A 23,714-nucleotide genomic window follows, 5' to 3' on the forward strand; every position below is an offset into this window, starting at 1 on the left:
AAAAGTATTTACGTATATGAAAAATGAAAGAATTGTACATCTGAATTTAATTATCTTGATGGGTCTGCTTTTATTTAAATTTAATGCGTACCCTAACGAATTGAAGGTTGAAATAGCGCAGAATTCTGATTCAACAAAATCATATTTGCTCGAAGAAGTGAAAGTTTTATCGGATAAATTTGAAATAGTTGAGACCGAGCAACCCAAAAGAAAAAAGAATTATTCATTTATTACCAAAGCTCCATCTCAAATCGGGATGCTGTTTGATGATGAAAATCTAATTGGTAAAAGACCTAGAAAATTGAAGATTTATTTTGATAAACTTAGTTCCAATAACTATACTTTTCAAATTCTAGTTTATTCATTGGGAACCGATTCACTCCCTTCAGCATTGTTAAATAAACAAGAGCTTGCGTTTTCATCCAATAAAATAGGTTGGAACGAGCTACCTCTCAAATTAGATTACCTAACTATTCCCCCAAATGGTATTATTTTTATTGTGAATTTCTTTGCAAAATCAAAAGATATAAATGAAGTAACGGATCGGATCGCGTTGGGGAGATATTCTACAAAAAAACGGTTTTTTGTGCGTCCAACGAGTCAAAATGAATGGATCATTTTTAGCTCATTTCATGGGGGTAAGATTGGGCCTATGATGAGGTTAATAGCTGGAAATTAGATTAATACACAATATGGTATTCGATAATCCATTTAGGCCGACCTTATGATCATTTTGTAAAATATCCCATAAGCCGCATTTTTGCTCTAAGCGTTAGGCTTGATAAATGTGACTCCGTGGCAATCAAATCTTTTTCAATATTTCAAGTTTACGAAGGTGAAAATATTAACCCTTATTGACCACAGATAAAAGACCTGCACGAACGTGTGGGTCTTTTTTGTATTTATCCTTAGCTTTGTTTTCTATAATTATTTGAATTGAATTCAATCCTTAGCTATTTACGAGAACCCATTCAAAAAACATGGCATTTTTGGCTGTACGCTTTTGGTATAGTTTATCTAACATTTCCTTATTTACGTTTATTTGAAGAGCCCGGTTTTGGATTAGATCCTTCTTGGCAAATTGCCCTGAATTTATTGCGGGGCAAACAAGGAATTTGGGGGAGCGATTTCGTATTTACTTATGGGCCTTTAGGGTCTTACATTTACCGACTTCCCATCTTAGTTCCCGCTTGGAAGCAATTGCTTTATGATGGTTTTTTCTTTCTGAATCTCATCTATTTTCATGCCACCTGTTTTCCCAAACAGGCTAAATACTACCATCTGATCGTATTTTTCTGCTTCAATCTCTTTTCATTTGAGATGATTGGAGAAACCACCGCTTTTCTGTGGATGTTTTTAGGGATGTATCATGGATTTGTTGCCCTTTATGCCGAATCAACTTGTAAACGCGTTGCTTCTCTCGCTCTATCCTTTCTTTTATTAGGTATTATATTTTTCAGCAAGGCTAATTATGGGATCATCGTTTGGGCATTTTTAGCGGGTTTAATTGTCGTGATGGTCATTCAAAAGCGACTATCTTGGTGGCTGGGTGTATTGTTTGTCGGTTTGTTTGTGGTGGCACTTATGGCTTGGGCGCAATACCTGGATACCAACTTATTCCTGTATTTTAAAACGAGTTTACACATCATCGCCAATTACAATGCGGGGATGTCCGTTTTTCCAGATGCATTCGAAAAGATGACTGCCGCAACTTATGGCGTTTTCCTGTTGCAGGTGGTTTTTACGCTATACCTGGTCATGTATGCCCCAAAGCAAGCTTGGTCGGAGTATTTTTTATTAGCTACAGGACTAGGGATATCGTTTGTTTTGTTGAAATACAGCTTTGTGCGCGCAGATTCGGGGCATTTTACGGCTTATGTTAAATTGATGACCTATGTGGGACTTTTAATCGTTGCACATTCTACGCTGTTAGCAATGCGACGCATTTACTTGCTTTTAATGCCCGTGTTATTTGCCCTCTATGTGTATTTATATGTTCCGCTTGTCGGATTTACGGCGCTTGGTCTTTGGCATGGTATCAAATACCGCCCCTATATTTTGGCGAATTATTTCCAAGGAAAACGGGAGCCAGCACCTGCTGGACAACGCTTGCCCGAAACATTTTTAAAGCGGATTGCCAAACATTCCGTTGACGTCATTCCTTATGAGGTTTCCTGGGTCAATACGCATAAATTGAATTATGCGCCTCGGCCTACGCTTCAGAGTTATTTAGCAGGTGATCGCTATTTGGACAGTTTAAATGAAGTTTATTTTGCGTCGAAAAAAGCCCCCGATTTTGTTATTTATGGCTTGGAAAAATCAAGCTTAAAGTATCCATGGTCTGAGGAATCCTTTACCCAAAAAGCTTTGTTGATGCATTATGAAATCGTAGATTCCAATGATTCTATGTTGCTATTTGCCCGTAAACCGCAACATCGAAAACTTCGGTTGGTATTTACGCGGTATGCGCGTCATTCACTCGGGAAGGAGATTAAATTGGGCGTTCTACAAGCCGGGTATTTACGTGAAAGTACCTTTGAAACAGCGTATAGTTCACAAGGCAATTTGGTTAATCTATTGTTTCAGCCGCCCCAATTAATGGCAGAACTTAAATCGGGAAATGTTCGTGAGCGTATTCGTGTCGCGCCTAATTTGTTGAAAAAAGGTTTTTGGTCAAATAACTTAATCTTGAATTTAGCACAAGCCAAAAAATTCTATAGCGGAACATCGGATTCTTCGAATACCTTAGAATCCATTAAATTCAGCGAAGGACAATTTTTTCACGGAGGATTCAAGCCCGTCATTCTCGTCACGCATCGTTACTATCGGATAGAATAACGCTAAATGCCTTGTGAATCCACGGGCTAATGGTAAATTTGTTGAAATTCTAGGTGCATGACCCAAATTACGGCAATCATTTTGACGTTTAATGAAGAGAAACACATTGCTCGCTGTATCAAAAGCTTGCAAGCGGTTTGCTCGCGTATCTGCATCATTGATTCTTTTTCCACGGACCGTACAATTGAAATTGCTAGCAGTTTAGGGGCTGAAGTATATGCACATGCTTGGGAAAATAATTACGCCAAACAGTTGAATTGGGGTATTCAAGCGGCGCAAATACAAACCGAATGGACCCTGCGGATTGATGCAGATGAATATTTGACCGAGGAGCTTCAACAAGAAATCAACCTAAAATTGGCAGCCCTGTCATCCCATATTTCTGGAATCGAGTTTACACGTAAAGTGCTATTTAAAGGAAAATGGATTCGATTTGGAGGGTTTTATCCGATTCATCTGTTGCGACTCTGGCGCACAGGTTTAGGTGCCTGTGAACAGCGTTTGATGGATGAACATATCGTTCTTTCGCAAGGGGAAACCATTCGTTTTGCGGAGCATGTCGTGGATGAAAATTTGAATTCCATGCATTGGTGGGTAAGTAAGCACAATAATTATGCACGCCGCGAAGCTGCGGATGTATTGAATCAAAAATATCAATTCACGTTTACGACTGATTTGTCGGCGGCGGGTAACAGCCAAGCACATGTGAAGCGTACAGCTAAAAATAGTTTGTATAATCGGTTGCCTCTTGGCTTGCGTGCTGTGGCCTATTTTATCTTTCGGTTTATATTCCAATTAGGATTCTTGGATCATCCGAAGGTTTGGGTATTTCATTTTATGCAAGGGCTTTGGTATCGTCTTTTAGTCGATATGAATATCTATGAGGCGGAAAAAGCCGCGCAAAGCAATCCGGAACGCTTGAAGGAAATCATTCAGCAGGAGTGGAAGATTGAATTTTAACATGCATCAAAAAGATCATTTATTGCATTTGTGTTCCTATTCGTACGAATCAGGAGGACCTGCCAGTGTGATCTTGAATCATTCTCGCTTTCAGATTGATTCCGGCATGGACGTCACGATTGCGAGTTCTATGGATCAAGCGCATCACGCTTATCCTACCGCTCCTGGTGTTCATTTAGAAATATTTAAGCAGAGTATTTTTTCGCGTATCCTTTCGGAATTCTCGTGGACTTTGTTGTTTTGGTTTATTCGAAAACGGAATTCTTTTCAATACGTTCATATTCATGGACTTTGGTATTTTGGCGCTTTACTGCCATTTATTATCCCTAACAAGGCTAAAAAAATTGTTACCATCCATGGTTTTTTAGATCCCTATGCTTGGAATCGGTCCGCTTGGAAGAAAAAACTGCTCTGGAATGTTATGCAAAAACGTTTCCTCCGACAGGCAGATTTGATCCACGTGATCAGTAGGGAAGAGGAGCAAATTGTCTTGGATTTATTCCCCGACTTGCGTTCGAAAATTGTATTCATTCCCAACGGAATTGAGGATCCGATAAAATCAACCTTGCCAGCTCCTGCGCCTGATTTTGTTGATCGCATTGTGAAAATTAAGGCCAAAAGCTCTTTTGTGTTTTTATTTTTAAGTCGAATCAATCGAAAGAAGGGCTTGGATATATTGGTGCATGCATTTGAAGAACTAAGTCGTCTCCATGGTTCAGCCATCCATTTAATTATTGCAGGTCCTCAAGATGATTATTCAGAGGAATTAGATAAGCAGTTGGCAACTTACCCGCATGCGAATATTGATGTATTTGATGTTGTTACCGGATCCAATAAAGCGTATTTATTAGAGCAGGTGGATGCATTTATACTGCCAAGTTACTCGGAGGGTTTTTCGATTGCCGCGTTAGAAGCGCTTGCGTATAGCAAACCGAGTATATTAAGTACGCGGATTGGTTTTGCCGAAGAACTGATTTCTGCCGATGCGGCGCTTATCTGTGAACCTTCGCAAGCGTCGGTTTTGGAAGCGATGCAGAAACTTTATACAGATACTGATTTGCAAACTCGATTAGCAAAAAATGCACGGGCTTTGTTTTTGGCCAACTATCAAATTGAGCAAGTCGCTGCTGATTTTATTATGGCAATAAAACAAGTTTAAATTGTTATTATTGTGGAAATAAGTTGATTAGCTATGCGCATTATCAAGTACATTCTTCCCTTTATCTTATTTGCCGGAGCCTGGCTTTCTTACCATTCTGTTGGAATGGCTTGTTGGGCCAGCATCCTTTTTAGCTTTCTATTCATTCCATTCGCAGAATTGTTCTTGCCCGCTAATGAACAGAATTTATCGGATGAGGATGAAATCGCTGCCAAAAACAATCCGATTTATGACCTTGTGTTGTATGTAGCCTTTGCCTTGCATCTTGTCTGTTTATTTTATTTTTTAAATGCTGTAGCTGAAGCTGATATTTCTACGCTAGATCGAATCGGGAGAATCGTAACCGCTGGATTATTGGCTGGTATTTTTGGAATTAATTTAGCGCATGAATTAGGACATCGTAGCAACAAGGTGGAACAAGGGATGTCAAAAATTTTGTTGTCAACCAGCTTGTACATGCACTTTTTTATCGAGCATAATCGCGGTCATCATACGCATGTGAGCACGCCAGATGATCCGAGTACAGCCAAATATCGGCAAAGTGTGTTTGCTTTTTTCTTCCAAACAATTCCCGGAACCTACATGAGTGCTTGGCGGATTAATGCGAAGATTTTGAAGAACCAACAAGTCGGCTTTTGGTCTATACATAATGAAATGTTATTCTTTCATTTATTTCAAGCAGGATTACTGTTGGGAATATATGGGATTTGGGGTTTAACTACCCTAGGTTATTTTTTGATTTCAGCAATGATTGGAATATTATTGCTTGAAGCTGTTAATTACATTGAGCATTATGGATTGATTCGTCCTTTAAATGCGAATAATCGGTACGGACGTGTTCAGCCGGAACATTCTTGGAACAGTAATCATCAATTGGGTAGAGTGCTGCTTTTTGAGTTAAGTCGGCATAGCGATCATCATTACTTGGCTTCCAGAAAATACCAAATACTGCGCCACCACGATGGTGCGCCTCAAATGCCTACGGGATATCCTGGTATGTTGATTTTAGCTTTGATTCCACCGGTGTATTTCGCCATCATGGACCGACAAATGCGTAAATACGGCGTGTTAGAATGATCGAACTGCTTTCACGAAGCATTTGAAATCCTTGAAGTAAGACGCTTGGAGTCCTGTCTGTAGATTATGTGTCCAAGCATTTTGTTTGTCTACTTCTGATGATGTCCAATACCAGGATGATTGGAAAATGCTTCCTCCGCCTACTTTTTTAAGATTCAATTTGGGATGAATCAATTCGAATTCTTCTTTGGAAGGCAATCGCCAATCGGAAAATCCGCCTACCTGTAAAGAATCACATGCTTTTAATGCTTCGTTGTAATCCAGTTTGCCTAGATTTTCAACAGCTACGATTAAGCCGTGTCCGTTTTTTTCATAGATAACATATCCACCATTTTTAACGTTGGGAAGCTTTTTATTCGGGCTTTGAGCAGAAGATGCAAAGAAACAGAATGAAAGGATGCTGAATATGAATAAGTTACGAATCGTCATCGGATGGTGTTTGTTGGTAATATCTTTCAAAATTAGATAAAATAAGTCTTAGAGGAAATTAATTATCACTTTTATCGTTAGAAAGGGGAGATAAATTTGAAATAAAATTTGTATTATTGTAATAACCCTAAATATACATCTGTTCGTAGATGAAAAAAAGATTATTTTATTTTAGTGTTTTAGTCATAAGCGTGTTCTTTGTTCAGCCGTTTGAAATGCATGGGCAGCAAACGGTTAAATTAACTGACCCTTACGAGCATTTCCGTCAAGCAAAGTTGTTATTTGATTCGAACAACTTTCCCGCTGCGCAAGAAGAATTCCGTTTTTACCTTAAAACGTTACAGGAGAGTACTTCCTCCTTGATATCGGAACGCACGATTGTTGAATACTACATTGCTATGTGTTCGATTTATTCCATGCGACCAGAGGCGGAAATTCAAGCTGTCAAATTCGTTTCGGATCATCCAGAAAGCCCTTTCTCAGCCAAATTGATTACAGAAATTGGTGTGTTTTATTATGAAACAGGGGATTGGGCTCGTGCGATTAAATATTTGAGTAATTCATCTCAGACGAATTTAGAGCATAAATACTACTTGGCTGTTTCCTATTATAAATCGAACCAATACAAGGAAGCCTTAGCCCTTTTTAATTTATTGAAGTTTGAGTCGGAAGATGAGTTTTCTTTGCCAGCAGCCTATTATGCTGGGGTTATGCATTTTCATTCCGAAAAATTTGAACAAGCGATCGAGGACTTTAAACTCGCCAGCGCAGACCCTAAATATGCTGCTGAAGCTCCTGTTTGGATTAGTTCAGCTTACATGAAATTAAATCGGTATAATGATTTAATTGGCTATGTTAAGCCGATTTTGGCGGATAGTTCTTACCAGCAGTCTTCGGGAAATTTGGCATCCATCATTGCTGAGCTACAATTTCAAAAACAAGATTATGTGAATGCCGCGAAAAGTTATGCGGTTGTCAATGAAAAATCGCCTCTGATGATGAATCGTGAGCGAAATTATAAGTTTGCTTTCGCCTTGTATAAATCAAAGCAGCTGGATGAAGCACTCTTATTACTTGCGAAATCTGATAAATCGAACGATTCCCTGGGTCAAGAAATGGCTAAAACCCGCGCGTTGATTTTAGTGGACCAACAAAAATGGGACCTTGCTTACCCAGCGCTGCAGGAGATTGCTGCAATGCCTTTTAATAAGGAATTAGCTGAAGAAGCGTATTTGATGTATCTAAGTTTGTTGCAGCAAAATCAACAATGGCCTACTTTGCTGAAGGAAATTAAATCCTATCAGAAGCGTTTACCACAAAATAAACAGGGTGAATTGTTGGTTTCTATGGCAATCGATGCATTGCAGAAACAGGCAAGTTTGTCAGCCATGGAAGATTTTATGTTGAATTTTCCGGTAGGCAAAGTAAAATTCCAGGAACTTTATCAAGCGACTTGTTATCAGATTGCTTCCAAGGCCTATGAAAAACAAGAAGATCGTCGGGCGATCATCTATTACAAGAAATCACTTGATTTTGCCGTGAATCGTGAGATGGCTTGGTATGCACGGTATGCCTTAGCGGAAATGCTTGCGCGGTCAAATAAGAATTCGGATGCCATTAAATTGTATGTTCCCTTGTTGGCGGAAACGAATGTGCCAACGGGATCTCGGGAATTGAGCCAACGAATTCGCTTAAGTTTGGCCCATTCTTTCGCCTACATCACGATGTATGATCGTTCGTTGCAATATTTTGAGGAATATGTAGCTAATAAGTTAACAGGGACCCGTTCCGTAGATGATTTGCGTAATTTGGCTGAATTGTCAATCGCGAAAGGAGATTTAACAACCGGCCTCAAATATTTCGATGAAGCCATTCAGCAGAATTCTGCCCAAACGACTAGTATGCTGGAACGTAAAGCCTTGATTCTTTTTAATCTAAGAAAATTCAAAGAGGCTTCAGAAGTGTACCTCGCTTATAGTTCGAAATTCCCGAACGACCCACAAGCGGACAAGATGTTATACCAAAGTAATGTTGCTTTAGCGCGTTTGCAAAAAACAGAAAGTTACGCGGCTGTTGTTCGCAATACGACCCAATTTATTCAAACGAAATCGACTATCAATCCGATGTTTGCCCCCTTCTTATTGATTAGGGCTCAAGCTTATGAAAATACGAATCAATGGTTTTTAGCCATGGATGATTACGTGCAAATCGTACGTAAATACACAACCGATTCTTCTGCCAAAGAGGCAATTATTGGTGCCACGGAATTATTGAAAAAAGCAGGCCGTCATACGGAGGCGATGGAATTGTACCATGTTTATGCAAGCCAACATGGAGATGACCCAAGTTTGGCTGATCAGTGGTTCGACATATGTACGGAAATGTTCCAGCAGGCTAAATATAAATTGGTCGTTCCTGAACTTGTTCGTTTGATTCAAGAATATCCAGCCTATGGGCAATCAGATGCTATAAATTACATGTTAGGTGTTGCCACCTACCACACCAAAGATTTTGGTAATGCCTTGATTTACCTAAAGCGTAGCCAGCAGGGCGTAAGCTATGCTAATAAATCCCAATGGGTGATGGCATTGATTTACGAGGAGCAGAAGCACGCTGATTTGGCAATAGGCCAATTGGTGGATTTAAAGGCTAATATGGCCTTTCAAGATACGCTCATGGTCGATGTACAGGATAAGTTGAAACAATTGTATGGCCAACAAAAGAAATTTGATTCACTGAATCAACTTTGGGTTGACTTAGATGCATCTGATTCATTGCGTAAGAGTCAATGGGCTGTCGAAATAGGCCAATACGCATTGGATGCTGTTGAGTATAATTTAGCTAAAAAATGGTTTTCAACCTCGGTCGATTATAATCAAGATGAAGTTGGGGCCAAAGCGGCAATAGCCTTTGCCAAAGTATTGTCACTGCAGAAGGAGTACAAGCAATCGAATGATTGGTTGGTCGCTCAATTTATTCAATCTGAAAGTCGTTATTATCACTTGCCAGATGCTACGGTAGGGCAGGCCTATCTGTCGATGGCGGATAATTTTATTCAACTAAAGAATAATGCACAAGCCAAGGCCATCTTACAAAGTATTTTATCCAACTCGTCGGATGATGCCGTTAAAGTATTAGCCAAGAAAAAAATGGAGGGAATTCAATAGATGAAACAGATCATTTTACTTTTTATTGGCCTGTTTGGTTTGCTTCATCTAGCCTATGCGCAAGAATCACGTATCGATCGTTCCACGATCACGATACCGAATTCTACACGTGCCGTGATGAACTTAAAGGTAACAGATCGGTCATATTTGCCCATGAAGACCTTTGGTCAAACAGCCAATGTACCTTTGGTTGTTAAACTGAAGGAATCTGCTTGGGCAATTGACTCCTTACCTAAAATTGAGGCTCCTGCAGCGCAAGAAATGCGTACGGATGAGAGCAATAAAACGGCTTATGGCGAGAAGTTTAAAAATTCAATTCTCTTAGGAGCAGGAAATTACGGTCATTCCTTATTTGATTTTAATGCAAGTCAAAGTGCCAAAGAGAATAAATTCTTAGGCGTTTATTTGCATCATGATGCCAATCTATTTGGACCTGTGCTAGCTGAATATTCAGCTAGAAGTCAGAATTTAGCACGTTTAGAAAGCCGTTCCTTGGGACGAGTGAACTATTGGGAGAGTACGTTGGAATATAAAATGTTCTCGAATTACTATTATGGCCTAGCGGAAATACCATCGTATGTGAAAGCGAGTGATCTGTTGGCTTCTTACACGCGTATGAGTGCTTCAGGTAAATTAAGTAGCGCGAAAAAGTCGGCAAACTCAGACTACATTTTAAGTGTTCAGGCTGATCAGTTGACGAACCCACAAGATTTAAATGAATTAATCATTCAAGGGCATGGAATGTATGCGCATAACATGTCGGAAAAACTTCGTTTCAAGTTGGCCGGAGATTATATTTATTCGGAATTTTCGCCTAACGCCACCCTGCAAAAATGGAACCGTAACCTGTATCGACTAAATCCCCATTTAGCCTATAAAAGTTCACGCGTTAGTTTGAATGCTGGATTTATGTTTGTTACTGAATTTGATGATCCCTTAGTCGAGAAAACCAGTGTTTTTCCCATGTTGCAAATGGATTTTGGTGCGTCAGATTATATTCACTTGTTTGGTGGGGTAGGAGGAGATGTGCAATTCAATTCATTTAATGGCTTTTTAAAGCAAAATCCTTGGATGCGTGTTCCAAGCCAATTGAAAAATACGAACCAAGTAGGCCACGTTTATGGGGGAATTAAGGGTATTGGAGGGAATAAAGTGATTGATTTTGAAGCTCAATATGATTATGCAGAGTATTCTGATTTACCTTTTTACGTCAACGCGGTTACAGCTACGAATAAGTTCGATATGCAATACCGAGGCGGCTTAGAGAAAATTCAGGTAACAACCTATACGGCTAATTTGAATTTGAACTTCACGTCGCAGTTTACCTCAAGTTTTAAATTCAACCATGTCATTTATCAGCAATTGGGTGTTACGTTCAATGCACCACATGTTCCAGCTACGACTTTGTCATGGATTAATTCATGGCGCATTTCGCCTAAATTCTTACTAGCACCCGATGTTTATTGGATGAAATCGCTCTATGCCCTAGAACCTGTCAAAAATCAGTTAATTCAGATGGACGATATTTTGGATGTCAATTTGAAAATAAATTACTTTATCAAACGAAATTTAAACATCGGTTTGTCAGGCAATAACCTATTGGGTAAAAACTATCAAAAGTATTATCAATACCAGGTTCAAGGCTTGAATGCAACCCTTTCATTCGCTTATTCTTTCTAATATGAAATACATTCTTTCCATCTTGGTTTCTCTCGTACTTTTTGCCTGTGGCTCTAGTAATTCGGAGGTAAAAGTAAATCCAACACGTAGTTTGAATGAGGTTTTGGCTTGTGAAAATTTGGCTGGTCTTGAGAAAAAGTATGGGAAAGATTCCCTTATTGCGGACACGACTTGGGTGATTGGTGATGATAGCTTACGCGGAACGATATTATACCCCAATTCAAGCCGTCAAGTATATGTATATTACAGCGACGGTCAAATCGTGGATGTAACCATCGTAGGGAATACATCGGAATGGAAAACGGATTCAGGTTTATTGCTAGGTATGCCACTCCAATCGGTTCAAGCAATCAATCAAAAGAACTTTACGCTTTCAGGATTTAATTGGAAACATGCTGGTTCTGTGGTTTCTTGGGAAGGTGGAAAATTGATGGGGGATAACACGCTCGGCCATCTAGCCTCTTTTTCAAATGCATCCAATCAACATGAAGGTATTTCCGATGCTGAGTACCAACAAATTTCAGGTGAAACTGAATTTGATGTACGTCATGAGCTTATTCAAAAATTGAATCCTAGTTTGGATTTGATCTCCTTAGTTCGTCCGTTTATTCCCAACAAAGAGGAAGGGAAAAGCATGGGCAAGCGTATCTCGGATAGCCAAGTTCCAGCAGGAAAATAATTCTTATTTCAGTTTGGGATTGTTGTGATGCCGATCTGCATCGCGGATGCTTTTTTTGTCCAAATTCTTCGCCAATGCCTCTGTTAGATTAATTCCTGTTTGATTAGCTAGGCAGATTAATACGAAAAGTACATCGGCCATCTCATCTCCAAGGTCTTTGTTTTTGTCTGATTCTTTCTCAGATTGTTCTCCATAACGTCGAGCTATGATGCGGGCAACTTCGCCTACCTCTTCTGTTAACATCGCCATATTCGTGAGTTCGTTGAAGTAACGGACACCTACTGTTTTGATCCACTGGTCAACTTGCGCTTGGGCTTCTTCTAAGGTCATAATGCGTTGTTTTTCGAATCAATGATGATGGTTACTGGGCCATCGTTACATAAACTTACTTGCATATCTGCGCCAAAAACACCCGTTTGAATAGGGGCACCCATGGCGTTAGAAAGTTTTTCGATCATTAGCTCATATAAAGGAATTGCTTGTTCGGGTCTGGCTGAGGCCAGGTAACTTGGGCGATTTCCTTTGCGCGTATCCGCGTATAAAGTGAATTGACTAACTAATAATAGTTGGCCAGAAACCTGTTCCAAAGAAAGATTCATTTTGCCTTCGGCATCCGAGAAAATTCGCATGCCATGAATTTTTCCAACGAGGTAATCGACATCAACCGCTGTGTCATCTACATGGATGCCTAAAAGAATAACGAATCCTGTACCAATGGAGGCATGTAGTTGGCCATCGATGTGCAAAGTAGCTGAACTTGCGCGTTGAATAACTGCTCGCATTGGCTACAATAAGAAATAGACAATCATGAAATAAACCCCATAACCCAAGATGTCATTGGTCGTTGTGATGAATGGTCCGGATGCCACAGCTGGGTTAATTTTTAATTGGTTTAGGACCAAAGGTGTAATTGTACCCATTAGGGAAGCCAGCATAACGACGGCAAACAAGGAAAGGGATACCGTTATAGACAACATAATCTCACCGCTATCAATTAACATCGAGCAACCGAAAGCAAAAATAGCCGCAATGAGGGCATTAATTAAGGCGACAACAAATACTTTTTGAAGACGTTTCCACAAAGTCGTGTCTAAACCACTTTTGTCTGCGAGCGACTGTACGATCAACGAAGAAGATTGGATACCCACATTTCCACCCGTAGAACCAATCAAGGGAATAAAGGCAGAAATAGCAGGTAATAAAGCAATGGTGTCATCGAAGCGATCAATAATTTTGGCAGCTAAAAAACTACCAACCATGCCACCGATTAACCAAGGTAAACGAGAACGAACGAGTAGCCAAACGGAGTCATCTTCTTCAACGTCTTCTGAGATACCGGCCATGACCTGAATATCTTCTTGTGCGGATTCTGTAATAAAATCGACCACGTCATCAATCGTAATACGACCGAGTAATCTACCTTGTATATTCACGACTGGAATTGCCTCCAAATCGTATTTTTGCATTAAATCGGCAACTTCTTCGCCGGTGCTATATGTCTGAACTGATACGATTTCATCTGCCTCGTATACATCTTGAATCTTCGAGCCGCGTTTCGCTAAAATGATTTTTTTTAACGACACGGTACCCAATAAAATGCCATCATCATCGACAACGTATACGGAGAATACTTTTTCTACATCTTCAGCTTGGCGGCGAATCTCCTCCACACATTCCGTTACGGTCTGAGTAACATTGATTTTGATTAACTCCTTTTGCATCAAACCACCCGCACAATCTTCATCGTAATGCATGAGGTCAATGATAAAACGTGCTTGTTCGCGGTCTTTTAGGAGGGCAATTACTTCTTCACGTATACGAACGGGTTGTTCATTTAATATATCCACCGCATCATCAGAATCAACGATGTTGATGTATGCAGAGATTTCTTTGGAGGTGAAATTCTTTAAGAACTTCTTGCGATCATCGGTGTCTAAAGCCGAAATGATGGCAGCGGCAATTTTGGTGTCCAATAACTGAACTAAATATTTCGATTCATCCCCATTTAATTCATAGAGAATAGATGTGATATCTGCGGGGAATAAATCCTCAATCTTGGCAATGATTTCATCCTTCGCCTGATCGATGATCAATTGGCGAATTTCTTCAAGGAACTCTTTGGTGAGCTCAAACGGAAGGTGTTGTACGTTGATTTCTTCCATGATTGAGTGAATTAGATTGAAGGCGCAATTACGGAAATTTTGCCCAAAATGCAGTTAAGGCTTTGTTATTTTCTTAGGCTCCTAAGTACCCATTGGCTTCCCACAAAAGGGTCAGCGTCGTGAATTCCTCCACTCCCAATTGCTCTGCTCGTTTTGTCAATAAAGGATGATCAGGCAATTGCATCGCACGCAAGGCATTTCGCAAGGTCTTTCTTCGTTGGTTAAACGCCATTTTGACCAGCATTTTAAAATGCTTTGGGTCACATGCTAATTTCTTGTCGAAATTGCGGACCAACCGAATGACTCCCGAATTGACTTTCGGAGGCGGTGTAAATACCTCGGGTCCTAGGCTAAATAGATATTCGATATCGTAATAGGCTTGAAGTAAAACGCTCAAGATGCCATAATCCTTATTGCCTGGTTTCGCTGCTAAACGAACGGCTACTTCCTTTTGTAACATGCCCACCACTTCTACGCATTGGTCTTTGTATTCCAACACTCGGAAAAATATCTGTGTGGAAATGAAATAGGGAAAGTTTCCTACGATTGCGAATTTCTCATCCCCGAAAATATTCTCAAGGGGATAGCGCAAAAAGTCACCATCAATCAAACGTGTTCCTGTAAATTCTAAGTAATTCTTACGCAGGTAGTCCACCGATTCCTTGTCAATTTCAATGAGGTAGGTTTCGTAATCCGTTTTCTTGACTAAATATTGTGTCAATACGCCCATACCTGGACCAATTTCCAAGACTTTTTTATAGTTGGCATAATCCTGCAAGCCATCCACGATGCGTTGGGCCGCATCTAAATCATTCAAAAAGTGTTGACCTAAATTCTTTTTTGCTCTTACTTGCACGTGTTCTTGGGGCTTAAGGGTACGCGAAATTACGCCCTTTTTTGTACATTTAAGCAAAAATAGGGAATAAAGCAATGGCTGCTTGGGCAAATAAGACAAAGGACGATCTCATTCAGGAAATACAGGAGCTGAAAAAGCAATTGGATGTTCTTGAAATAAATGATGGTATTGCGTCTGATGCTACTTCAAAGGAGAACCTGATCAAAACGCTTGATGGCCTAAAATTATTTGGCATCATCATGGCGCTCGATGGAACAATCGTTTTTGCCAATGCCTATACCCACCAATTATTGAATTACAAAGCGGGCGAATTAAACGGGAAAGATTTCTTTGGTACCTTGTTACCGGAGGGAGAAACCGAAGACCGCCGCGCTTCATTCCAAAAAGCCATTGCTTCGGGTGGTTTATTTGAGGATCGTGAACGGAATTACGTCACCAAGACGGGTGCCATGAAATGGGTGGAAGTCGCCTCAACGATTGTTCAAGAAGCCGATCAAACGACCTATTTAAGTATTATTGGGGAGGATATCACCGAACGTAAAAAAGTATCCGAGGCCCTAAGTCGGTCCAACGCCCAATTACAAGACCTGATTAACAATACAACGGATTTAATTCAAATCACGGGTGTTTCGGGGCGCTTTTTGTTTGTCAATAAGGCCTGGTTAGAGACCATGGGTTATTCTGAAGAGGAAGCGCGCGATTTGAGAATGCAGGATGTACTCCATCCTGAATTTGCCCACGTGACCCAAGCCCAATTCGATTTATTGAGTAAAGGGGAGGAATTGCCTGAATTTACTGCGGTGTTCAGGCGGAAGGATGGGCGCCGACTCTATGTTTCGGGCTCTGCGACATGTCGTTTTGAACGAGGCGCACCGACAGCCTATCGTTGTATCTTACATAACTCGACCGCGAAAGTTCGTGCGGAACGTGCCAATAAATTGTTCTCATCCATCGCTCAGGTAGCGATTAATTCGACCAACCTGGACGATTTGTATGTGAACATTCACAAGCAATTGGGCGAGGTTATCGATGTGAAGAATTTCTTCATCGCGCAGTACGATCCTGGCAAAAGCTATTTATACTTCCCTTATTACATCGATGAGTATTTTGACTCGCGTGTCCATTTTACTAAACGTAAATTAGGGAATGGATTAACGGAATATGCCATCATGGCCAATAAACCCTTGATTTTGCATGATGATGACATCCATCAACTCGCGAAAGACAAGAAGATTTATTTATATGGCGTGGTTCCCAAAGTAATGCTTTGTGTTCCCCTTCGTATAGGTGATCGGGTAACGGGAATCATTGGGGTTAAGTCTTATGAGCGTGCGAATAAGTACGAAAACCGAGATCTGGAATTACTAGACTTTATCTCAAGTCAGGTTGCCGTTGCTATTGCACGCAAGCAAGCGGAAGAGGCTTTGGCGCGAGAGACAGCACGGTTGAATGCGATTTTTGAAGGCAGTTCCCACTTGATGTGGTCAGTGAATAAACGATTGATGTTGACGAGTTTTAATCACGAATATGCTGAACTTTTGGAGCAGCAATTGCAGATTAAACCGCAGTTGAATTTTAGTACGGAGAGCATGGGTTTTCAATTGGTTGCGCCGAATGAGCGCCGACCGTTGGAAGATAAATATAAACTAGCCTTCCGAGGTCAAAAGCAACATTTTGAACTCGAACTTGCCACAAAATCTGGCGAGCAAAAGTGGTTGGAAATTTACCTGAATCCCATTCAGTCGGGCGGAAATATTGCGGAGGTGTCCGGTATTGCGCGTGACATCACAGATTTAAAGAAGTATCAAACCCAACTGGTCGAAGCGCGTGAACAGGCGGAGCATTCCTTGAAGGTGAAGGAACAGTTTTTGGCCAATATGTCCCATGAGATTCGTACGCCTATGAATGGGGTGATCGGCATGGTAGATCTATTGTGCGATTCGCCATTGAATGAGGACCAGCAAGATTACCTACAAACAATTCGTAAATCATCTGAAACGCTCCTTCATATTCTGAATGATATTTTGGATTTAGCCAAAATCGAAGCTGGTAAAATGGTTTTGCATTCAGCCGATTTAGTATTCGAAGATTTATTAGATCGTTTGATGTCCTTATTTACACCTATTGCTCATCAAAAGGGGAATAAGGTCGCTTATTCGATTGCTGAAGATGTACCTAAGGTTGTGGTAGCGGACGAAACGCGCCTTTTACAAATCTTATCGAATTTAACTTCCAATGCACTTAAGTTTACAGAAAATGGTTCGGTGACTATTTCGGTGTCGACGGCGAAGAAGACGGATAGGCAAGTTGATTTGTTGGTGCGCGTGACAGATACCGGAATTGGTATCAGTCCAGAAAATTTGAAGAAACTGTTCTCTGCGTTCCAACAATTGGATAATTCAACTTCCAAGAATTACGGTGGGACTGGATTAGGTTTAGCGATTTCTAGGGAATTCTGTAAGATGATGGAAGGGGAGATCGGCGTAGAATCAGCGGAAGGCCAGGGAAGTACGTTTTGGTTTACGGTTCGCTTAGCCATCGGCGACGCCTCAAAAGCCTCGTCTATTTCAAAAGCAGAACGGTTTGATATCGCAGGAAGCTTGAAAGAAGTTCATGCACGGATTTTATTGGTGGATGACAATGCGACCAATCGCAAAGTTGCCTCCCAAATTTTAATGAAAGCTGGTTGTGTTGTTGAAACAGCCATTAGTGGACAAGAGGCAATCGATCGCTTGTCGCTAGATTCGGCTTTTGATTTGGTCCTCATGGATATTCAAATGCCTGAAATGGATGGGATGGAGACAACTCGCCGACTGAAAAAATCGGTATCGGAATTGCCACCAATCGTCGCCATGACGGCGTATGCGATGAAAGAAGATCGAGAGCGATTCTTGGCTGCGGGTATGGATGATTATTTAGCCAAACCGATTCGGGCCCAACAACTCATTCAAATGGTGGGGAAATGGGTGCATGATGGACATGCGCCGGAGGAAAGCATCCAAGATCATTCCTTGGAGGTTGTCGATGAAGAAGTTTTCAAATCTTTATCCGATGCCGTAGGTGGAGATCCTGTATTTGTAGAAGGTATGTTACTTGAGTTTATCGCGGAAGCGGAGGAGCAAATTCTACAGGCTGAAAAAGCTTACGCTGCGAACGATTGCAAGGGTGTTCAGTCGGAGTTACATACGTTAAAAGGGAATTCGGGTACCCTAGGTGCCGCACAAGTGCATATCCTTTGCGAAAAAATAGAGTTGAAGGCGAAGGTTTGTGAGTTTAGTCAATTTCCTGTTGAGATCGCAGCGCTGAAGGAAGCACTGGCTGCATTCAAGCAAGTGATTTCGGACAGATTCGCCTAATACGTGCCATAATGGCCGATTTTTGCTCGTGAGTTCTACTTCAAGCCCGCCATTATTTCCGTAATTCATTTATGGTTGTTCATTTGCACATACCCCTGCAAATATTTTAACCACATGAATCCAAATAACTACACATCCCAATCGAGTATCATCATTCAGCAGGCGATGGAAATTGCACAGGAGCGAGGCCAACAAGCCATCGAAACGGGGCATTTATTGCTTGCGATTTTACAAGATGATACCCAAACCGCTTCTTTTCTCTTAAAGAAATTAGGCGTGAATCCCACCCAAATCCAAACAGCCTTAGGCCCTATCTTGAATACCTATCCAAAGGTATCAGCAGGTGACCAAGCCTATGCAAGCAATGCCTTGCAACAAGCCTTGCAGCGCGCAGATAAATTAAAGGCAGATTTTGGGGATACGTACGTAAGCGTGGAATTATTGTTTTTGTCCTTGTTGGATGGCAACGATTCCGTGGCCGATGCCCTGAAAAAGCTCGGATTAACAACCAAGAATTTTAAAGAAGCAATCATCGAACTTAGAGGAAATAGAAAAGTGAACGATCCACATGCAGAAGGTACTTACCAGTCTTTGGAAAAATACGGTAAGAATTTAAATGAATTAGCGAAGGCGGGTAAAATTGATCCGGTGATCGGACGAGACGAGGAGATTCGTCGGGTCTTGCAAATCCTGTCCCGTCGTACCAAAAACAATCCAATGTTGGTAGGTGAGCCGGGTGTAGGTAAAACAGCAATTGTAGAAGGCTTAGCCCAACGAATTGTATCTGGCGATGTGCCTGAGAATTTAAAATCCAAAATTGTCATGTCCTTGGATATGGGATTGTTGGTGGCCGGCGCTAAATACAAAGGAGAATTTGAGGAGCGTTTGAAAGCGGTCATTAAAGAGGTGACGGATTCCGATGGTGAGATTGTCTTGTTCATTGATGAGATTCACACCTTGATTGGTGCTGGAGGTGGGGGAGAAGGAGCTATGGATGCGGCGAATTTACTGAAGCCAGCTTTGGCGCGTGGTGAATTGCATGCAATCGGTGCGACGACATTAAAAGAATACCAAAAATACATCGAGAAGGATAAGGCCTTAGAGCGTCGTTTTCAATCGGTGATTGTAGATGAACCCGATGTAGCTGATGCGATTTCCATTTTGCGGGGTATCAAAGATAAATATGAGTTGCACCATGGAGTGCGTATTCAAGACGACGCGGTGATTGCCGCCGTAGAATTGTCAAGCCGATATATCTCAGATCGTTTCTTGCCAGATAAGGCGATTGATTTGATGGATGAGGCGGCAGCCAAAATGCGTTTGGAGATTGATTCCGTGCCTGAGGCGATAGATGATATCCAACGGAAGATTATGTCGTTGGAGATTGAGCGTGAAGCGATTCGTCGGGAAAATAACAAGGAAAAAGAAGCGGTCTTAAATCGAGAATTAGCCGATTTGTCGGAGAAACGTGATGCACTTAAAGCGCAATGGCAGTCGGAGAAGGGGGTTCTTGATACCATTCGTGCTGAGAAAGAGAGGATTGATAAGTTAAAACTCGAAGCAGATCAAGCGGAGCGCCAAGGCGATTACGGCAAGGTAGCCGAGATTCGGTACGGTCGTTTGGTTGAATCGGAACAGAAGTTGAAAGATTTACAGGCCCAGTCCCAAGGAGAGAATGGTATGTTGCAGGAAGAGGTGACGGCTGAGAATGTTGCTGAGGTAGTTGCGAAGTGGACGGGTATTCCCGTAAGTAAAATGTTACAAACGGAAATCGAGAAGTTGTTACATCTTGAAGATGAATTGCACAAACGTGTGGCGGGTCAAGATCAAGCGATTGAATTGGTTTCTGATGCGGTTAGACGCTCGCGTGCGGGTTTGCAAGACCCACGCAGACCCATCGGTTCTTTTATCTTCTTGGGGACGACTGGGGTAGGTAAAACGGAATTAGCGAAGTCTTTGGCATCTTACCTGTTCAATGATGAGAATGCCATCGTTCGAATTGATATGTCGGAGTACCAAGAGCGCCATGCGGTTTCCCGCTTGGTGGGAGCGCCTCCGGGATACGTAGGTTACGATGAGGGTGGTCAATTGACGGAGGCCGTACGCCGTAAGCCTTATTCGGTAGTCTTACTTGACGAGATTGAAAAGGCGCATCCGGATGTTTGGAACATTTTATTGCAGGTGTTGGATGAAGGCCGATTGACCGATAACAAGGGTCGGACGGCGAATTTCAAGAATACGATTATTATCATGACTTCGAATATCGGTAGTCATGTGATTCAGGAAAAATTAGGCCAAATGGAGGGCTGGAACAATGCCATCTTAATGGAGGAAGCGAAAGAGGAAGTGATGGTTCTGTTAAAGCAACAAGTTCGTCCGGAGTTCTTGAATCGCGTGGATGAGATTGTATTATTTGAACCATTGACAGAAGAGCATGCGCGTAAGATATTGACTATCCAATTTAAGGAGATTCAACATCGCTTAGCGGAGCAGCACATTACCATCGAAGCGACGGAGGAGGCATTGAATAAATTAGCCAAAGAGGGATTTGATCCCTTGTATGGCGGTCGGCCGATGAAGCGTGTACTCCAAAGGGTCGTATTGAATGAATTATCAAAATCCATTTTATCGGGTAAGATTCAGAAGGAATCCGCGGTGTTAATGGATGTGGATAAAGAGGGGAATTTGACCTTTGAGAATGTAGAGGTAGAGATTTAGGTCTTTGGCAAAGCTTCAAGCTTTGCCAAAGTTTGAGGCGCTTTACGCCGATTCCCCAGACTAAAGTCTGGGGTTTTTAATTTTAGCCCTAGGCTTTAGCCTAGGATGTGTGATTCGCCGGTTCTACAGACTAAAGTCTGGGGTTTTTAATTTTAGCCCTAGGCTTTAGCCTAGGGTGTGTGATTCGCCGATTCGCCAGACTAAAGTCTGGGGTTTTTAATTTTAGCCTAGGGTGTGTGATTCGCTGGTTCTACAGACTAAAGTCTGGGGTTTTAAATTTTAGCCTAGGGGTTTCTAAAAATTCTGCCAACAAACCGGTCTGGTAAACCGGTAGATGGCCTCTGTTCCTACGGAAGTGCTCCGCGCATCGGAAGTAGCCGGGAAAGGTCCGCCGTGTACCATGGCTGGGGAAACTTCGACACCGGTAGGAAAACCATTTAATAAGATCCGTCCAACCTTTTGGCTTACTTCATCGATGAGCTCATCTAAACTCGCTAAGTCAGTTGGTTCCGCTTGAATCGTAGCGGTTAGTTGGCCCGGCATTTGTTCTGTAAATGCAATCATCTCATGTAAATCCTTGCAAACGACAGCTACTGTACAAGGTCCAAAAACCTCTTCCAATACTTCTGGGTACGCTATTGCCTCACGAACCGTGGTGCTAAATAAACTAGGAGCTGGAATTTCAGAGGCTGTTAGTCGGGTCGTAGCAGGATGGTGATTTAATGTATTCCAACCATGTGCAAAGGCATCTTTGATACCTGCTGTTAGGAATGTGCCCAGGGGCATAGCATCTAATTTGGATGCGAGCGAAGTTAAGAAAGCTACATCTTTTTCGAGCAATACGATCAAGCCTGGATTGGTACAAAATTGGCCTACACCTAAACAAATGGATTGACTGAATGCATCTGCCAGTCCTTCGCCTTGCGTGGCAATTCGTTCACTGAATAGGTAAACGGGATTGATGGAGCCCATTTCCGCATAGACAGGAATAGGAACTTCCCGGCGAACGGCTAGATCGAATAAGGCTTTTCCACCGCGGTAAGAGCCCGTGAATGCGACTGCTTTTGTGATGGCATGTTTGATCAAATATCCTCCTATTTCATGTCCCTGTGCATGCAGTAAAGAAAATGTTCCATCCGGCATACCGCTTTTTTGTGCCGCTTTTTGGATCGCTTGACCTACTAAATCACAGGTATTTGGGTGCGCAGGATGTGCTTTGAAAACAACTGGGCAACCAGCAGCTAAAGCTGATAAGGTGTCTCCGCCCGCGACAGAAAAGGCTAATGGGAAATTACTTGCCCCAAATACAACCGTTGGGCCCAAAGGTATTTGTTTTTGTACCAATCGTGGTTTCGGCAGCGGTTGGCGTTCCGGCATTGCCTCATCCACGATTTCTCGTTTCCAGGATGGGTTTGAGATAAAGTTCGCAAATGCTTGAATTTGGCCGATGGTCCGACCGCGTTCGCCTGTGATGCGTGCTTCCGGAAGTCCAGATTCAGCGCAAGCGGTTTGGATTAACACATCTCCGATGGCCAAAATCTCTTCGGCGATTGAGTTTAAGAAGTTTGCTCGTTGGGCATCTGATAAATTACGATATACTTTAAATGCCACGGAGGCTTTGGCTAATGCCTCATTTGCTTCTTCGTCCGTGGCTTCTACAAAAACTTGGGGAAGTACTTCGCCCGTGGTCGCTTGAATTCCTTGGAAATTCCGGTGCCCTGCTGCTTTCGTTTGAAAGCCGATAATCTGTTTTCCTGTTAAATTCATGGGTGTACGGTTTGAATCAGCGTGCCGATGGGTTCGATTTGAATATATATTTCGTCGTTTGCTTGTAAAGTAAAAGGAGGATCAGGTACGATGCATGTCCCCGTCATGAGGTAAGCACCTTGTGGGAAACTCATTTCACGGGTCAAATAATCTTTGAGCTCTACATGGCTACGTTTCATTTGCGAAATTTGGGTGTCGCCTTGAAAGACCTCCTGTTGACCGCGGAAAATTCGCATGGCGATGACTGTTTCGGGTGCGAGGGATTTTTCCGTCACCAACAAGCAAGGTCCGATGCCTGCGGAGGCGTCGTATACTTTCGCTTGTGGGAGATAGAGGGGATTTTCTCCTTCAATATCGCGCGAACTCATGTCGTTTCCGATGAGGTATCCGGCGATTTGTTTGTTGCGATTAATAAACAAGGTCAATTCGGGTTCCGGTACGTTCCATGCTGAATCCTTACGGATTTTAACGAGGCCATGTTGGCCTACTGCTCTTAATTTATTGCCTTTGTAGAATATTTCGGGTCTTTCTGCGTCGTAAACTTTATCATAAAAGGTGTCGCCGCCAGATTCTTTGGATTCTTCCATGCGGGCAACTTTGCTACGTAAATAGGTCACGCCCGCTGCCCAAATTTCTTGAGATTCGATGGGTGTTTGAATCACTTCGCGTTGATTTGTCCCAAAAGACTGTTTTTCGCAGAATTGAAATAAATGATCTTGGTTAATGCAATCATCCCAATTTTCGGATAGGATAGGGGTCAATTGCCCTGATGCATTTTCGATTTGAATACCCGAATCGACGCGGTAGATTTTGTAGTAGTTCATAGGTTTAGCTAGCATGTAAGATGCTTTAAACAAATCTACTCA

General features: G+C 41.9%; 17 protein-coding genes. 10 read left to right on the forward strand and 7 right to left on the reverse strand.

Annotated elements, in window-relative coordinates:
* Positions 1-16 precede the first annotated feature (16 nt).
* The 5 genes from PQG45_RS02085 (at position 17) to PQG45_RS02105 (ending at position 6,034) form a co-directional block, all read left to right on the forward strand.
* Positions 17-679 (forward strand): hypothetical protein, encoded by a 663-nt coding sequence (locus tag PQG45_RS02085; RefSeq protein ID WP_315576742.1) that lies wholly within the window; start codon positions 17-19, stop codon positions 677-679.
* A 257-nt stretch (positions 680-936) separates the two neighbouring features.
* Entirely contained in the window at positions 937-2,838 is a 1,902-nt protein-coding gene (locus PQG45_RS02090; protein ID WP_315576740.1) for a hypothetical protein, read from the forward strand.
* A gap of 57 nt (positions 2,839-2,895) precedes the next feature.
* Positions 2,896-3,798: a glycosyltransferase family 2 protein gene (locus PQG45_RS02095; protein WP_315576739.1), complete on the forward strand. Its 903-nt coding sequence runs from the start codon at positions 2,896-2,898 to the stop codon at positions 3,796-3,798.
* Position 3,799: 1 nt separating this feature from the next.
* Entirely contained in the window at positions 3,800-4,957 is a 1,158-nt protein-coding gene (locus PQG45_RS02100) for a glycosyltransferase (RefSeq protein ID WP_316070216.1), read from the forward strand.
* Between the two features lie 33 nt (positions 4,958-4,990).
* Positions 4,991-6,034 (forward strand): alkane 1-monooxygenase, encoded by a 1,044-nt coding sequence (locus tag PQG45_RS02105; RefSeq protein ID WP_316070217.1) that lies wholly within the window; start codon positions 4,991-4,993, stop codon positions 6,032-6,034.
* Here PQG45_RS02105 and PQG45_RS02110 read toward each other — a convergent pair.
* Entirely contained in the window at positions 6,026-6,493 is a 468-nt protein-coding gene (locus PQG45_RS02110; RefSeq protein ID WP_316070218.1) for an Lcl C-terminal domain-containing protein, read from the reverse strand. The genes PQG45_RS02105 and PQG45_RS02110 overlap by 9 nt on opposite strands.
* Before the next feature lie 119 nt (positions 6,494-6,612).
* Here PQG45_RS02110 and PQG45_RS02115 point away from each other — a divergent pair, with 119 nt between their 5' ends.
* Genes PQG45_RS02115 through PQG45_RS02125 form a run of 3 tightly spaced genes read left to right on the forward strand, consistent with a single transcriptional unit; the run spans position 6,613 to position 11,989 of the window.
* Positions 6,613-9,630, forward strand: coding sequence for a tetratricopeptide repeat protein (locus PQG45_RS02115; RefSeq protein ID WP_316070219.1), 3,018 nt, complete (start codon positions 6,613-6,615; stop codon positions 9,628-9,630).
* Positions 9,631-11,310 (forward strand): hypothetical protein, encoded by a 1,680-nt coding sequence (locus PQG45_RS02120; protein WP_316070220.1) that lies wholly within the window; start codon positions 9,631-9,633, stop codon positions 11,308-11,310.
* 1 nt (position 11,311) lies between these two features.
* Complete coding sequence (locus tag PQG45_RS02125; RefSeq protein ID WP_316070221.1) at positions 11,312-11,989, forward strand: hypothetical protein; 678 nt, start codon at positions 11,312-11,314, stop codon at positions 11,987-11,989.
* A 3-nt stretch (positions 11,990-11,992) separates the two neighbouring features.
* On the opposite strand, the gene PQG45_RS02130 is transcribed toward PQG45_RS02125, so the two are convergent.
* The 4 genes from PQG45_RS02130 to rsmA all read right to left on the reverse strand — a co-directional run bounded on the left by PQG45_RS02130 (position 11,993) and on the right by rsmA (position 15,007).
* Positions 11,993-12,319 (reverse strand): nucleotide pyrophosphohydrolase, encoded by a 327-nt coding sequence (locus PQG45_RS02130; protein WP_316070222.1) that lies wholly within the window; start codon positions 12,317-12,319, stop codon positions 11,993-11,995.
* Complete coding sequence (gene dtd / locus PQG45_RS02135; protein WP_316070223.1) at positions 12,316-12,771, reverse strand: D-aminoacyl-tRNA deacylase; 456 nt, start codon at positions 12,769-12,771, stop codon at positions 12,316-12,318. Before dtd ends, PQG45_RS02130 begins: the two co-directional genes overlap by 4 nt.
* A 3-nt stretch (positions 12,772-12,774) precedes the next feature.
* Entirely contained in the window at positions 12,775-14,151 is a 1,377-nt protein-coding gene (gene mgtE / locus PQG45_RS02140; protein WP_316070224.1) for a magnesium transporter, read from the reverse strand.
* A 73-nt stretch (positions 14,152-14,224) separates the two neighbouring features.
* On the reverse strand, positions 14,225-15,007 hold the full coding sequence (gene rsmA / locus PQG45_RS02145; RefSeq protein WP_316070225.1) for a 16S rRNA (adenine(1518)-N(6)/adenine(1519)-N(6))-dimethyltransferase RsmA: 783 nt from the start codon (positions 15,005-15,007) through the stop codon (positions 14,225-14,227).
* Positions 15,008-15,081: 74 nt separating this feature from the next.
* Here rsmA and PQG45_RS02150 point away from each other — a divergent pair, with 74 nt between their 5' ends.
* Positions 15,082-18,363 (forward strand): PAS domain S-box protein, encoded by a 3,282-nt coding sequence (locus tag PQG45_RS02150; protein ID WP_316070226.1) that lies wholly within the window; start codon positions 15,082-15,084, stop codon positions 18,361-18,363.
* 114 nt (positions 18,364-18,477) lie between these two features.
* Positions 18,478-21,081: an ATP-dependent chaperone ClpB gene (clpB, locus tag PQG45_RS02155; protein ID WP_316070227.1), complete on the forward strand. Its 2,604-nt coding sequence runs from the start codon at positions 18,478-18,480 to the stop codon at positions 21,079-21,081.
* A gap of 294 nt (positions 21,082-21,375) precedes the next feature.
* On the opposite strand, the gene PQG45_RS02160 is transcribed toward clpB, so the two are convergent.
* Together PQG45_RS02160 and PQG45_RS02165 are read right to left on the reverse strand one after the other, a co-directional pair.
* Positions 21,376-22,848 carry an aldehyde dehydrogenase (NADP(+)) gene (locus PQG45_RS02160; RefSeq protein ID WP_316070228.1) on the reverse strand — a complete coding sequence of 491 codons (1,473 nt, stop codon included), beginning with the start codon at positions 22,846-22,848 and terminating at the stop codon, positions 21,376-21,378.
* Entirely contained in the window at positions 22,845-23,672 is an 828-nt protein-coding gene (locus PQG45_RS02165; protein WP_316070229.1) for a fumarylacetoacetate hydrolase family protein, read from the reverse strand. Before PQG45_RS02165 ends, PQG45_RS02160 begins: the two co-directional genes overlap by 4 nt.
* Positions 23,673-23,714: the final 42 nt, after the last annotated feature.

This window comes from Aquirufa regiilacus, from assembly GCF_032470275.1.
In the GTDB taxonomy this organism is placed as follows: Bacteria; Bacteroidota; Bacteroidia; order Cytophagales; family Spirosomataceae; genus Aquirufa; species Aquirufa regiilacus.